General features: G+C 27.9%; 10 protein-coding genes. 1 reads left to right on the top strand and 9 read right to left on the bottom strand.

Annotated elements, in window-relative coordinates; translation table 11 throughout:
- Nucleotides 1-258: 258 nt before the first annotated feature.
- Nucleotides 259-597: a hypothetical protein gene (locus tag RI01_RS00830; protein WP_152411621.1), complete on the top strand. Its 339-nt coding sequence runs from the start codon at nt 259-261 to the stop codon at nt 595-597.
- 164 nt (nt 598-761) lie between these two features.
- Here RI01_RS00830 and glnS read toward each other — a convergent pair whose 3' ends face one another.
- The 9 genes from glnS to RI01_RS00785 all read right to left on the bottom strand — a co-directional run bounded on the left by glnS (nt 762) and on the right by RI01_RS00785 (nt 13700).
- Complete coding sequence (gene glnS, locus RI01_RS00825; protein ID WP_026052432.1) at nt 762-2390, bottom strand: glutamine--tRNA ligase; 1629 nt, start codon at nt 2388-2390, stop codon at nt 762-764.
- Nucleotides 2391-2475: 85 nt separating this feature from the next.
- On the bottom strand, nt 2476-3468 hold the full coding sequence (tsaD, locus tag RI01_RS00820; protein ID WP_017192769.1) for a tRNA (adenosine(37)-N6)-threonylcarbamoyltransferase complex transferase subunit TsaD: 993 nt from the start codon (nt 3466-3468) through the stop codon (nt 2476-2478).
- A gap of 15 nt (nt 3469-3483) precedes the next feature.
- Nucleotides 3484-4098, bottom strand: a complete 615-nt coding sequence (gene tsaB, locus RI01_RS00815) for a tRNA (adenosine(37)-N6)-threonylcarbamoyltransferase complex dimerization subunit type 1 TsaB (RefSeq protein ID WP_017192768.1) — start codon at nt 4096-4098, stop codon at nt 3484-3486.
- Nucleotides 4099-4129: 31 nt separating this feature from the next.
- On the bottom strand, nt 4130-4636 hold the full coding sequence (tsaE, locus tag RI01_RS00810; protein ID WP_017192767.1) for a tRNA (adenosine(37)-N6)-threonylcarbamoyltransferase complex ATPase subunit type 1 TsaE: 507 nt from the start codon (nt 4634-4636) through the stop codon (nt 4130-4132).
- Nucleotides 4637-4722: 86 nt separating this feature from the next.
- The gene (gyrA, locus tag RI01_RS00805; RefSeq protein WP_017192766.1) at nt 4723-7239 is read right to left on the bottom strand and encodes a DNA gyrase subunit A; all 2517 of its coding nucleotides are present in this window, start codon (nt 7237-7239) and stop codon (nt 4723-4725) included.
- A 40-nt stretch (nt 7240-7279) separates the two neighbouring features.
- The gene (gyrB, locus tag RI01_RS00800) at nt 7280-9184 is read right to left on the bottom strand and encodes a DNA topoisomerase (ATP-hydrolyzing) subunit B (protein ID WP_017192765.1); all 1905 of its coding nucleotides are present in this window, start codon (nt 9182-9184) and stop codon (nt 7280-7282) included.
- Between the two features lie 407 nt (nt 9185-9591).
- Nucleotides 9592-11280: a M3 family oligoendopeptidase gene (locus RI01_RS00795; RefSeq protein ID WP_017192764.1), complete on the bottom strand. Its 1689-nt coding sequence runs from the start codon at nt 11278-11280 to the stop codon at nt 9592-9594.
- 316 nt (nt 11281-11596) lie between these two features.
- Nucleotides 11597-11911, bottom strand: coding sequence for a DUF2963 domain-containing protein (locus RI01_RS04040; protein WP_083845872.1), 315 nt, complete (start codon nt 11909-11911; stop codon nt 11597-11599).
- A gap of 397 nt (nt 11912-12308) precedes the next feature.
- Nucleotides 12309-13700 (bottom strand): Wadjet anti-phage system protein JetA family protein, encoded by a 1392-nt coding sequence (locus RI01_RS00785; RefSeq protein ID WP_017192762.1) that lies wholly within the window; start codon nt 13698-13700, stop codon nt 12309-12311.
- Between the last annotated feature and the right edge of the window lie 85 nt (nt 13701-13785).

The raw sequence follows: 13785 nt of genomic DNA, 5'->3' as shown, positions 1-13785 counted from the left end.
ATATGAAATTATCACTTAATTTTAAGTTTTAAAGAATAATTTTAAAGACAAAAGTTGTATTAAAAAAAGGAACAGCGCATATTTATATAAACAATATTTATCTGCTCAAAAAGATCAATTATTGACAGAAACAGAATTCCATCAAGCGCAAACAAATAACAGCATTATTTCTTCTCAAAAAACTTCTAACGGTTTATATAAATCTAAATTCAAAATTTTTGAACGTTTTTTCAATAAAAAACCTCAAAATGTGTATTTTTGGTTTGGAACACGGCATACGCTTTAATTACTTTTTTATTCACAGGAATGATGATGCTTTCTATAATAATATTTCAACCCTATGGTATGACTTGGAGCCAAATGATGGAAAAATATTTTCACCCTCTTTTTATTTTAGGTTACTTATTAGTTAGTGCTTTTTTCATCGCTCCTTATAGTATTTATATGTCTGGTATTTTAATTATATTAGACGAAATTATAGAAAGAAAAATCAACAAAAAATACGAAATGCTTTTAGGTTTCTCTTTATTTTTAGTATTTATTTGGGCTTTTATAGCGTTTTTTGTTAATACAATGAAAAAATTATCCGAAAAATAATTTATGGATTAATGGAGGCTATCGTTTATTGATAGTCTTTTTTTGTCTTTTTGTTGAACCAATATATTAAAAAAACCATCATTAGATGGTTTTTTTAATAACTAAATAGTGAATCAAATCAATTGACCTGTTAATAATCTAAAACATTTGATATCAAGTTTTTCTCATTTATAAATTTTTTTCAAAGGAATTATTTCATTAAAATTAGCTAAATTATCAGGTTGATGGTCTATATTAAAATAACCTTGTCTCACAAATTGAATTGGTTCATGGTTTTTTTCTAAGTTTAAAGAACCTTCTATTAAAACTTCTTTTTTAAGCCAAGAATGATGATTAAAATCAGCACTTAAATTTAAAGGGTTAGGGTTTTCACTATTGAAAAGCGGTTCATAAAAATTAAAAAGAGCTTTTTTAGCGGTTGACTTTTCTACAAAATGAATAGTTCCGTTCGGTTTTCTTGCGTTAAAGCCGCTGCCACTTTTAGTTTGAGGATCATATGTTGCTAAAACTTCAATAATTTCACCTTTTTCATCTCTAATAACATCATAAGCTTTAACGAAATAAAAATGCAATAACCTCACTTCTCCATTTAAAAATAATTTTTTAGATTTTTTGTTTAATTTAGTTAATTGAAAATCATTTTTTTCTATATAAATGTGTTTAGAAAAAGCCATTTTTCTGGAACCGAAACTTAAATCTTCATGAAAAGGTATTTCGTTATATTCTATTTGATTATCAGGATAATTAGTAATAGTTACTTTTAAAGGTTCTACCACAGCCATCGCTTTTTTGGCTTTTTTTTGCAGATCATCCCTTAAACAAGAATCTAACATGTTTTTATCGATATGAGTGTTATTTTTGGAAAGACCTATTTCTAAAATAAATTTTTTAATAGCTTCCGGTGTATAACCTCTTTTTTTAACCCCTTTTAAGGTCGGCATTCTTGGATCATCCCAACCTTGTACTAATTGCGAATCTACTAAAAATTTTAAATTTCTTTTGCTTAAAAAAGTTTGAGTAATGTTTAAACGCCCGAATTCTATTTGTTTAGGTGTGTTTTTCATTTCTGTTTCTTTAATGATCCAATCATATAAAGGGCGATGATCTTCAAATTCTAAAGAACATAAGGAATGAGTTATCCCTTCAATAGCATCCTCTAAAGGATGAGCAAAATCATAAGCAGGGAAAATATGATAAAATTTCTTTTTCAGAGTATAAGCATCTAAAATACGATATAAAACAGGGTCACGAAGATTCATGTTAGGACTAGCCATATCAATTTTAGCTCTTAAAACTTTTTCGCCATCTTTAAAAACTCCTTGTTTCATTTGTTGAAACAAATATAAATTTTCCTCAACAGTACGGTCGCGATAAGGAGAATTTTTGCCAGGTTGTTTCAATTCACCTCTATATTCTTTCAATTGCTCCATAGTCAAATCATCTACAAAAGCTTTGCTTTTTTTAATTAATAAAATCGCTTTTTCTTCGATAATATCAAAATAATCAGAAGCATAAAAAATTTGGTCCGGTTCATAACCCAACCATTTAATATCTTCTAAAATAGCGTCCACATAAATTTGATTTTCTTTAGAAGGGTTAGTATCATCATACCTTAAATAAGTCTTTCCTTGAAAAAATTTAGCCAATTCAAAGTTAATAATAATAGCTCTTGCGTGTCCTAAATGAAGAAAACCATTCGGTTCAGGTGGAAATCGAGTAATTATTTCTTTATATTTTTTTTCGTCTAAATCTTTTTGCATAATAGTTTTAATAAAATTCGACTCTTGAAACATTACTAATACCTCGATTATATTATAAATTTTTAAATTAAAATTCTCAAAAAAACTTCTAAAACCGCTTTTAGTAATATAACCCACATTAGACAACTTTTAAATTAGTATTAACGTTGAGATTATATTTTTTTTCAGCTGGTTGGCTAAATTTGTTTTGAAAATAAGCTGCGATACCAATCATAGCCGCCTGATCCGTACAATATTTTAAACTAGGAGTTAATATTTCCGTTCGAGGAAAAGCTTTTTTAAAGCTGTTGATTAAAAACTGATTGGCAGCCACTCCGCCTACTATAAGGAGTTGATTTACGGGATACCTTTTCATCGCTCTTTGGGTTTTTTCGACTAATACCTCTGCGATACTAGCTTGAAAAGAAGCCGCAATATCGCTTTTATATTGTAAAGACATTTTTTGATGATCGATAGAATTAATGATTTTACTTTTTAAACCAGAAAAACTAAAATTTAAATTTTTATTCTTTAAATAAGGGCGAGGATAATTAAAAATATCTTTCCCTTGTAAAGATAATTTTTCAATTATTGGTCCGCCAGGATAATCTAATTGTAAAGTTTTAGCGACTTTATCATAAACTTCCCCTACAGCATCATCTAAAGTCGTTCCAATATGTTTCATTTTAAAATGATCTTCTATATAAATTAATTCAGTATGACCCCCCGAAATTAAAAGCGCTAAAGCCGGGAATTTAATTTCGTTTTCTATTTGAACGGAATAAAGGTGTCCCATCAAATGATTAACCCCTATTAAATGTTTTTGATGAATATAGGCGAAAGTATTAGCAGCATTTATTCCTAACAATAAAGAACCGATTAAACCTGGTCCTTGCGTGACTGCTACTAGATCTATTTCTTGGGGAGTAGTTTTAGCTTCTTCTAAAGCTTGTTTTAAAATTAAAGTAATTGTTTCTATATGTTTACGTGAAGCAATTTCAGGCACTACTCCTCCATATTGCTTGTGAAAATCAATTTGACTAAAAACTATATTAGAAAGAACTTTTTTGCCGTTTTGTGTGACCGCCACGCTAGTTTCATCACAACTAGTTTCAATGGATAAAATATTCATAAAAATACCTTTTTATCATTCATATATTTGTCCATTAGACCTCTCTTTCGTCATTTCATTTAAATAAGGAATACAATAGTTAGGAACTAAATGATGCGGTTCTACCACTTTTTGCATATAAAAAAAGACTTGAACCGGAGACAAAAGAAAGGTTTTTTCTGTTATTAACAAGTGATTAGGAAAATCCTTTAAAAAAGTAGGAGAATAATTCTTTTCAGGTAAAATAACTTTATTATTGGTTAAACTTAAACTATAAAAAGAATTCTCGTTAATAGCAATTTTAGGAGTTAATAAAACATCGGAATAACCACTCGATAAAAGGAGTAAACTGCTTATTTGATATAAAGGTATGCTTAATTCAGACGCTAACATTTTAGCGGTTAAAACAGCCACTTTCGTACCAGTAAAAGAACCAGGCCCAACTCCTACAATAATGCCGTTTAATTGTTGTAAAGAACTATTACTTTCTTTAAGAACTATATCTATTAAAGGAATCATATTTTCCACAAAAGTTCTTGATTTAGTGTTTTTTTGGATACTAATGATTTTTTCATCATCAGTTAAAGTTACCAATTGAAAAGCAGTTGATGTATCTAAAATAATGTATTTTTTCATTTGATTATGATTCATAATAAAAATCTTTCTTTAAATTTTTATTAATTTATTTTAAGTCCGAAATATTTTGCTCTATTAAAACGCTTCTTATATTTTGCGGCAATACTTTAATTTGGACCACAAAAGACCAAGAAGGGAATAAAGACGTTATTTTTTGAGGCGCTTCTACTAGTAAAATATCCCCTAAATCAACATATTCTAACATTTCTGCGATAAAGATCTTTTGACTTTCTTCGTTATCGTTGATAAAACGGTAAAAATCTAGGTGATGAAGTTGTCTATCAGGGACAGGATAAGTTTTTAATAAAGTAAAAGTAGGACTATTAATATTATCTTTAACTCCTAATTGTTTAAATAAACCCTTAGTAAAAACAGTCTTGCCAGAACCTATTTCGCCTTCCAATAAAACAATATTTTTTTGCGAACTAGAGTTCTCTTGAGATAAAATAATATTACCCAAAAGAGCGCCCGCCCATTGAGTTCTTAATTGAGAAAGAGATTTTTTAAAATAAATGATTTTCTGGTTATTAGTCGTATTATCATTATTTTTCATCCTCATTATCTCTGCTTCCTCATATAAAATTAATCTCTTTTACAAAAACGCTTAATAAAACGCATTTTTTTTCATATTTGTTTTATTTATAAATCTTTTTCGTCTTTTTTCACAACTACAGCGTTAATTAATTTGTGATCTTCTTGTAATTTTAATAATCTATTGCCTTGAGTAGCTTTAGATTTAGTAGTGGAAATTTTATTAGCGGACATTCTGATCACTTGACCAAGGTGAGAAATTAAAATTAATTCTTCGCTTGGTGAAATAGTTTGTAAGGAAACTAAATTACCGTTTTTAGCCGTTGTTTTCAAGGTTTTAACACCTTTTCCGCCTCTTTTTTGTTTTCTATATTCATCTACTTTAGTTTTTTTACCATAACCTAATTCAGTTACCACTAAAATATCTTGATCAGAAGATAAAACAACTGCAGAACCGACTATATTATCATCGTTTTCAATTCTCATTCCAATCACACCAGAACCCATTCTAGTTGTTTTTCTAATGGAACTTTCGTTGAAACGGATAGCTCTTCCGTCAGAAGCAGCTAAAATAATATCCTGTTTACCAGTCGTTTTTAACACGAATAACACTTCATCTTTCGGTTTTAAGACAAAAGCTATTTTACCGTTATTTCTAATGTTTTCGTATTCCTTAATAGAATTTCTTTTGATTAAACCTTTTTTAGTTACTAAAACTAAATAATCTTTAATTTCTTTAAAATCATCCACACTAGTAACAGCTGTTAAAAATTCGCCTTTTTCTAACGGAATTAAATTAATTAAAGGAATACCTTTAGATTGGCGAGTAAAAGAAGGAATTTGATGTCCTTTCAGTTGATAAACTTTACCTTTATTAGTAAAAAACAATTGATAAGCATGAGTCGATGTAACGACGAAATGTTCCACAAAATCATTTTCATTCATAGTCATTCCGCTAACACCTCTACCGCCTTTATTTTGTTTTTTATAAGTGTCTAAGTTTAAACGCTTAATATAACCTTTATTAGTAATAGTGATTAAAATACGTTCTTTTTCAATTAAATTTTCGTTAGAAATATTTAAAACATCTTTATCGTCTGAAGTATTAATCGTGGTTTGTCTTTTATCTTTGAAAGAAACCTTCATTTGTTTTAAATCTTCTTTAAGAAGTTGTTCTTTTTTTGATTGAGAAGCGATAATGCTTTCACATTCAGCTATTTTAGCGATTAAATTACGTTCTTCTTGTTTAATTTTTTCAATTTCTAAATTAGTTATTTTTTGCAAACTCATTTCCAAAATAGCTTTACTTTGGATTTCGTCAAAATTATAAGCTTGCATTAATCTTTCTTGCGCTGTTTTAACATCTTTAGAAGTTTTAATCATTTCAACAGCTCTATCAATATCGTTTAAAACTGTCACATAAGCTTGAATGAAATGTTTTTTAGCCGAAGCTTTTTCTAATTCAAATTTTTTTTGACGGTTGATAATGTTAATTCTAAAATGGAAAAATTCAGATAACATAGTTTTTAAATCAACCAATTGAGGAACGCCATTGACTAAAGCGATCATATTGAAATTAAAAGAAATTTGTAGTTGAGAGTGTTTATATAAGTTATTTAAAAAAACATGCGGATTGACGTCTCTTCTCAAATCAATCACGATTCTAATGCCTTTTCGGTTGGATTCATCTCTTAAATCAGTTATTCCATCAATAATTTTTTCTTTCGCTAAAAAAGCGATACGTTGAATTAAAATACTTTTTTTAATTTGATAAGGAATTTCTGTAATAATTACCGAAGGTTTGTTTTTATCGGTTTTAATAATTTCAGTTTTAGAACGAATAAAAATTTTCCCTCTTCCGGTTGTGTAAGTTTCTTTTAGGCGTTCTGCTCCTAAAATTTCTCCTCCAGTAGGAAAATCAGGCCCTTTAACGTGTTTCATTAAGGCAGTAATTTCAATATCTTTATTATCGATATAAGCCAATAAAGCATCAATCACTTCGCCTAAATTATGAGGAGGAATATTAGTTGCCATACCAACAGCAATACCGGTAGAACCGTTGACTAAAAGATTAGGAAATCTAGCAGGAAGAACTTTAGGTTCTTTCTCACTACCGTCATAATTATCCACAAAATCGATAGTATTTTGATCAATTTCTTTAATCAATTCCATAGTTATTTTAGACATTCTAACTTCTGTATAACGCATAGCAGCCGCTGAATCACCATCAATAGAACCGAAATTACCGTGACCATCTACTAAAGGATAACGATAGTTAAAATTTTGAGACATTCTTACCATAGCTTCATAAATACTAGAATCACCGTGGGGGTGATATTTCCCCATTACATCTCCGACAACCCTAGCTGCTTTTTTATAACTTTCGTTGCTATAAACACCTAATTCTTTCATTCCATAGATAATTCGTCTTTGTACAGGTTTTAAACCGTCTCTTACTTCCGGTAAAGCTCTGGAAACAATAACGCTCATTGCATAACTTAAAAAAGATTTTTGCATTTCTTGACTAATGTCAATTGTTTTAATAAATCCAATATTATTATCAGCCGAATCTTTAGGTGAAGTGTCATTATTTAAAGTGTTATTTTTTTTAGTTTTGTCCAACATCATTTAATCGCCTTTTTTTAATTTTTGTTAAAAAATAAAATTAAATATCTATATCTGCATAAATAGCATTGTCTTTGATAAATGTTTTTCTGAAAGAAACTTCTTCTCCCATTAACATATTGAAAATTCGGTCTGCTTCTAAAGCGTCTTCTAAAGATACTTTTAAAAACGTTCGTGTTTCAGGGTTCATAGTGGTGTCCCAAAGTTGTTCCGGGTTCATTTCTCCTAAACCTTTGTAACGTTGTAAAGAAATTTTATTTTTATTAGTTGCTAAATAGCCTTTTAAAGTTTCTTCATTATAAAAATAATTGATTTTTTTACCTTGTTGAACTTTGTATAAAGGTGGTTGAGCAAAATAAATATAACCGTGTTCAATTAAAGGTCTTAAATTTCTGAAAAAGAAAGTTAAAAGCAAAGTTCTAATATGAGCTCCATCTACATCGGCGTCAGTCATAATAACAATGCGGTGGTAACGCGCTTTACTAATGTTAAATTCTTTATCAATCCCCGCTCCAATAGCTTGGATCAAAGAAACGATCTCATTATTGCTTAATATTTTTTCCAAACGAGATTTTTCGACATTAATGATTTTACCTCTTAAAGGTAAAATAGCTTGAAATTTAGAATCTCTACCTTGTTTAGCTGAACCTCCGGCAGAATCACCCTCAACAATATATAATTCAGAAGAAGCAGGATCTTTGCTATAACAATCGGCTAATTTAGAAGCAAAACCTAAAGAATCTAAAGGCGATTTTCTTCTAGTCACTTCACGAGCTTTTTTAGCTGCAATTCTCGCTTTGGCAGCTAATAAAATTTTTTCAATAACCTTTTTAGCTTCTTGCGGATTTTCTAATAAATATCTTTCTAAAGCTTCGCCAAATTGTTTAGAAACAAATTGTCTTACTTCATGATTTCCTAATTTAGCTTTAGTTTGACCTTCAAATAAAGGATCATGATGTCTTAAAGAAATAATAGCTGTTATTCCTTCTAAAGTGTCCTCGCCGATAAAACTCATATCTTTTTTTAACAAGTTTTTATCTTTAGCGTAATTAGATAAAATCCTATTCAAAGCCATTTTAAACCCTTCTTCGTGTGTTCCCCCTTCGTGGGTAGGGATATTGTTCACGAAAGAATAAATATTAGAAGTATAAACGTCCGTATATTGGAAAGCAATTTCCAAAGTCATATTCTCTACTTCAGTTTCTTGATAAAAGTCTTGATTTAAGCCTTTTTTATTTGTATTTAAATATTTCAGATATTCTTTAATTCCGCCTTCATAATAAAAATTAAATTGTTTAATTGGTTCTTTTCTGTTATCAGTGATATTTAATTTAATCCCTTTATTTAGAAAAGCTAATTGTTGAAGTTTGTTTTTGAAAACATCCAATTGATAAGAAAAATTTTTCATATCTACAAAGATCGTTTTATCAGGTAAAAAGGTAATAACAGTTCCTCTTTTATCAGTAGTACCTGTTACTTCTAAAGGGGTAATAGGATTCCCTCTTTCGTATTTTTGATAATGTATTTTATTGTCAAAATGAATTTCTACTGTAAACCAAGCGGATAAAGCATTAACTACAGAAGCTCCAACGCCATGTAAACCACCAGATACTTTATAAGAAGAATTGTCAAATTTTCCTCCAGCATGTAAAGTAGTTAAAATAGTTTCTACAGCGGATTTTTGAGTTTTAGGATGAATGCCGACAGGAATACCCCTCCCGTTATCCGTTACACGCACAACATTATCAGGCATTATTTCCACGGCAATCTCATCAGCATAACCAGCTAACGCTTCATCAATGGAATTATCAACAATTTCCCAAACTAAATGGTTTAAACCTTTTTCTGAAGTAGAACCAATATACATTCCGGGTCTTTTCCGAACAGCTTCTAAACCTTCTAAAATCTGAATACTATCAGCATTATAATCGTTGCTCTTAACCATTTATAATATTTTATTCTCCTTAATATTAATTTCCTTTTAATTTCTATCATTATGTTTTAAATTTGTTCTCTAAAATAAGTCTAAATGAATGACATATTAATTATTATAACACACAAATTAGCATTTTACAGACATCCCATGAGAAAAAGAAAAATATAATCTCTTTTCTTTTCTCTTGCGATAATCCAAAAATACTGAGATATTGTTTTTAACCTTTAAAAAAGGCCTAGTTTAATATCTTTTTGATTTATATTTTACCATTTTTTTATCTTTAAAATAGTTTTTTTATAAAAGAAAAAAAACACTTTTTATTTATCGCAATAATAAGTTCATAACTGAAAAAAGTCTTTTTTTATAACAACGCAAAAACGCTTTAAAAAATATTTTTGGTTATATTTGATAAAAAATTAAAAATTTCCATCATTAATTTGGTCTAAATATTGATCCACTTTTATGGCAATTTTTTTTAAACAATCCTTTTCAAAAGGATTGTTTAAACCAGAATGTTTTAATAAATTTACAAAACTTTCTGAACCGCCTTTTTGACATAAAGATAAATATAATTGCCATGTTTGTGGATAATTTTCTCGACTTAAAACCCATATTTCTAAAGCAACAACTTGAGCCAAAGTGTAATCAATATAATAAAAAGGACTAGAAAAAATATGACCTTGACGATACCAATAAGCACCTTTTTGCAAGAATTTATCCTCTTCAAAATTTTGCAAAGGTAAATATTTTTGTTCTAATTCGCGCCACACTTTTTTTCTTTCTTCCGGAGTCATTTCAGGTTTTTGATAAACTTCATTTTGAAAATGATCCACTAAAGCGCCATAAAGCAAAAAGTTAAGGGATTCCGATAAATGAGAAAATTTATATTTTTCTGAATCTTCTTTAAAAAAATGATGCATCCAAGGCCAAGCTAAAAATTCCATCCCCATAGAATGAATTTCTGCCGCTTCTAAAGTAGGAAAACGGTATTCAGGGATTAAATGGCGACTTTGATATACTTGAAAAGCATGTCCCATTTCGTGAGTTAAAACATCAACATCTTGGCTTGTGCCGTTGAAATTAGCAAAAACAAAAGGAGATTGAAATTTAGGTAAGTAAGTGCAATAACCTCCGCCTACTTTATTTGGTTTACTTTCTAATTCTAAAAGTTCTTTGTCTACTAATAAATTAAATAAGTGGTTGGTTTCTTCAGACATTTCAGAATACATTTTTTTAGCTTGTTCAACTTGAAAATCAACCCCACCTTTAGGTGTAGGATTTCCGCTTAAAAAATTAAATTTAGCATCATAGCTTTGGAGTTTATCAATTCCGATACGACGAGATTTTTTAGTCAAGTTTTTATGGTAAAAAGGCAAAACATTGGTTAAAATATTTTCACGGTAAGAAGCTACTTGGTCAATATTATAATCTACTCTCCCTAAACGGTCATAACCTAATTGAACGAAATTTTCATAACCCAAAAGACGAGACATTTCATTTCTTACTTGAACTAAATCATCATAAATTCGATCATATTCTTTTTCTTTTTTTTCAAAAAAAGCGGAAATAGCTAATTGGGCTTCTTTTCTAGTATCCCTATCCGAAACAGATAAAAAAGTAGCCATTTGACTTAAATTGTATTTTTCGCCTCTAAAATTAACCGAAGGATCAGCGATTAATTTTTCATATTCAGTAGTTAAAGCATTTTCTTTTTGTAAAAAAGGTATTATTTTAGCATCAAAAGTTTTTAAAAATAAATGAGTTTTTTGAAACAATAATTCGCCAAATTCTTTGATTAAACATTCATAATGTTTGCTTTGGACTATTTTTTGAGAAAGATTAAATTGCCATTCGGACAAAAGAGGACCGTTATGATCCCAAAAAGCTTGTTCTTCTTGATAAAAAGGATCTTTTGTATTCACGCTATTACGTATGCTCGCTAAAGTTGCCATAGAATTAATTTCATCTGTTATTTTATTAACTTCTTTTAAACTTTTAATTTGTTTTTCTAAAGAGTAATCAGAGAAATTTTCGATTACTGGTAAAATATTTTTTTTAATTTCTTCTATATTGGGTCTTTGATATGGGAATTGGCTAAATTTCATGATTTATGTTTCCTTTTTTAATTGAATTTTAATAAGTTTATTTTCCAAAACATTTCAAAATTCAAATTTATATTGTTTATTTTCTTCAAGATAAAAAAATAATTTTATTTTTTTATTTTATCACTTTTAATTTATTTTTATCAAAAAAAATTTTTACCAAAGGAGATAAACAAGTTTCAAAGATAAGCTAAAAGAGGTATATTGGCAAATTTTGGCATAATTAAAACAAGCTAAAAATAATAAAAAAAAACTAAATTAGTTTTTTTAATTCTTAATCAGAGAGTTTTCAAGGATTAAATATGATCCGAAATATTGCTTAGCTAGTTTTAATTCCGGTGTTGTAAGTCTTTTTAATTATTTTTTGAACCGTTTGTCCATCTTCTTGAAAGACGGTTTCTGTGGCCAATCGGTTCGGTCGATTATATTCAATAATTTTTTCTATCCTTTGTCCGTCTGTTCTAAAAAAAATCTTTCTTATTATATGAGAATTTATATCATAAATTTCTATAAAATTTCTGGTTTTACCGTCTATTTGAAAAAAGGTTTTTTGTTTTAATTGTTCGTTTTCGTTAAATTCTTCAATAAAATCAATGGTTTTACCGTCGCTAAAAAAGTGGTTTTTTTGAACTATTTTTTTGTCAACAAATCATAACAATTTTCAATCTGTGGATCAATTTTAATTTTAAATATTTGTTTGGTAAAATTCTCATATTTTTGCTTTAAATATTGGTTTTCTTCCCTCATGGAACTAATGAACCAAAAACTTAGGGTAAAGTTTAAAAACAGCAAAAAAATTAAAAAGAATAAGAAAAATTTATGATAAATGGATTTTATGCCAAAAAATTTCATCATTTAAGGTCCTCAAAATATTTATTCTAATGATTTTTTGGAAAAAGATGGCTCTTTCCATCAACCATTATAACCGAAAAATATTTTTTTCCTATATGATTTATATTCTACAACAAGAAAAAAATCATCTGAATTCGTCATTAATATCTAGTCTTAAAAAATTATTTTTAACCTTTAAATCATTCTTTTTTAAAAATTAAAAAATCAGAAAAAGAGATATTATTGCAGGTTACTTTTTGGTGCAAAGGTTCAATACGATAAATATTTTTTTTAGCTGAAGATTTAGAATAAATAAAAATAAGAATTAAACGCGATATATCGCGATCATTATTTAAAATAATTTCTGAGCCTTTAAAAGGGTTTTTTTGTTTTAACATTTCTTCTACATAAAGATTAATATTTTTTTTATTATAAAACAAATCTCTATTTAAAAAAGTTTTTTTCTTTTGAGCCAAAATATTTTCTGATTCTTCAGAAATATAGTCTAAAGAAGAAATTCCTATTTCTTGTTTCACTCTTCGAGGTTTATAAAAGGATTGTTGATCTAAATTTTTCATTGGATAAAGATTGAAAAATTCTTGATATTCTATTTGGTTATTAAGAACTATTTTTAAACCATAATTCAAAATATTTTGTAAATTTTCTTTTTTATTGTTGAAAAACAAAATCCTATCGCAAGCTATTTTTAAATATTGTTCGTTTTTTTGGTCTATCATTTCAATAAATTGATCAGCTGTTTTAAAATTTTCTTTCATTTGTTCAATTTGTTCCAAAACCATGGAATAAGATTGTTTTTCTGAACAGCCATAAATATATTGAATCTGTTTCGCCAGAGATTCAATGTAAAGCGAGTTATCTTGTATTTCTTCTAAAAATAAATTAATTTGTCTTCTGTATTTAAAAAAATTATCCGCTGTTTTTAAAAAATAATAAGACGAATCAAAAAAATTTTTTTTATAATTCAACAACAATTGTTCTAAAATATCTTGTACATTTGATTGAAAATCAGTGTTTAATAATTGATGATAAAAACGATAAATATTAGCTTTTAAAATTTTTAATTTTACTAGCAGATTTTGCGTTTTAGAAAATGCTTCATGAAAATTAGCGTAATTTTTTTCTACTAAAAAAAACTTCAAAAGAGAATAAACACTATAAATATTCCCGATCGATTCTGGTTTAATTTCGTTCAGAGTTTTTTTAAAAAAATTAATCATTTCTAAACTATAATCAAAAAAATTTAAATTAATCGTATTATAATTAATTCTTTCTTCGCCCAACCAACCGTTTTTTTTAAAGATAGAAATAACTCTGAAAGCTTTTTGATGGTTGTTGATCGCTGTTTTATCTATTTCTTCAATAGGTTCTTTTTCTTCAGTTGCTAAATGTTTGTTTTTCTCGTTGAAATAATTTTCTAAAGTGTTGATTGCGAATTCTTTTTCAATGTAATTATTATTATCTTTATTGGTAAGATTTTCTAACAACAAAAGGCAATCGATATAAATATCTTTATTAGGAGAAGATAAAATTTGAAAAAAATTATTCGGTAAAGTTTTGAATAAATGAGACATAATTGTGGGTTGCTCACTTTTTTGATTTATTATTTTCATATAAACAATAGAAAAAAGTTTATATTAAAATTATATAATATTTTTC

This window comes from Italian clover phyllody phytoplasma str. MA1 (genome assembly GCF_000300695.1).
In the GTDB taxonomy this organism is placed as follows: Bacteria; Bacillota_I; Bacilli_A; order Acholeplasmatales; family Acholeplasmataceae; genus Phytoplasma.
This window is presented reverse-complemented; position numbering and strand designations above follow the sequence as displayed.

Coding starts and splice junctions, on each gene's coding strand:
- glnS (WP_026052432.1), bottom strand. CDS start 2,390: ATGTTTCAAGAGTCGAATTTTATTAAAACTATTATGCAAAAAGATTTA.
- tsaD (WP_017192769.1), bottom strand. CDS start 3,468: ATGAATATTTTATCCATTGAAACTAGTTGTGATGAAACTAGCGTGGCG.
- tsaB (WP_017192768.1), bottom strand. CDS start 4,098: ATGAATCATAATCAAATGAAAAAATACATTATTTTAGATACATCAACT.
- tsaE (WP_017192767.1), bottom strand. CDS start 4,636: ATGAAAAATAATGATAATACGACTAATAACCAGAAAATCATTTATTTT.
- gyrA (WP_017192766.1), bottom strand. CDS start 7,239: ATGTTGGACAAAACTAAAAAAAATAACACTTTAAATAATGACACTTCA.
- gyrB (WP_017192765.1), bottom strand. CDS start 9,184: ATGGTTAAGAGCAACGATTATAATGCTGATAGTATTCAGATTTTAGAA.
- RI01_RS00795 (WP_017192764.1), bottom strand. CDS start 11,280: ATGAAATTTAGCCAATTCCCATATCAAAGACCCAATATAGAAGAAATT.
- RI01_RS00785 (WP_017192762.1), bottom strand. CDS start 13,700: ATGTCTCATTTATTCAAAACTTTACCGAATAATTTTTTTCAAATTTTA.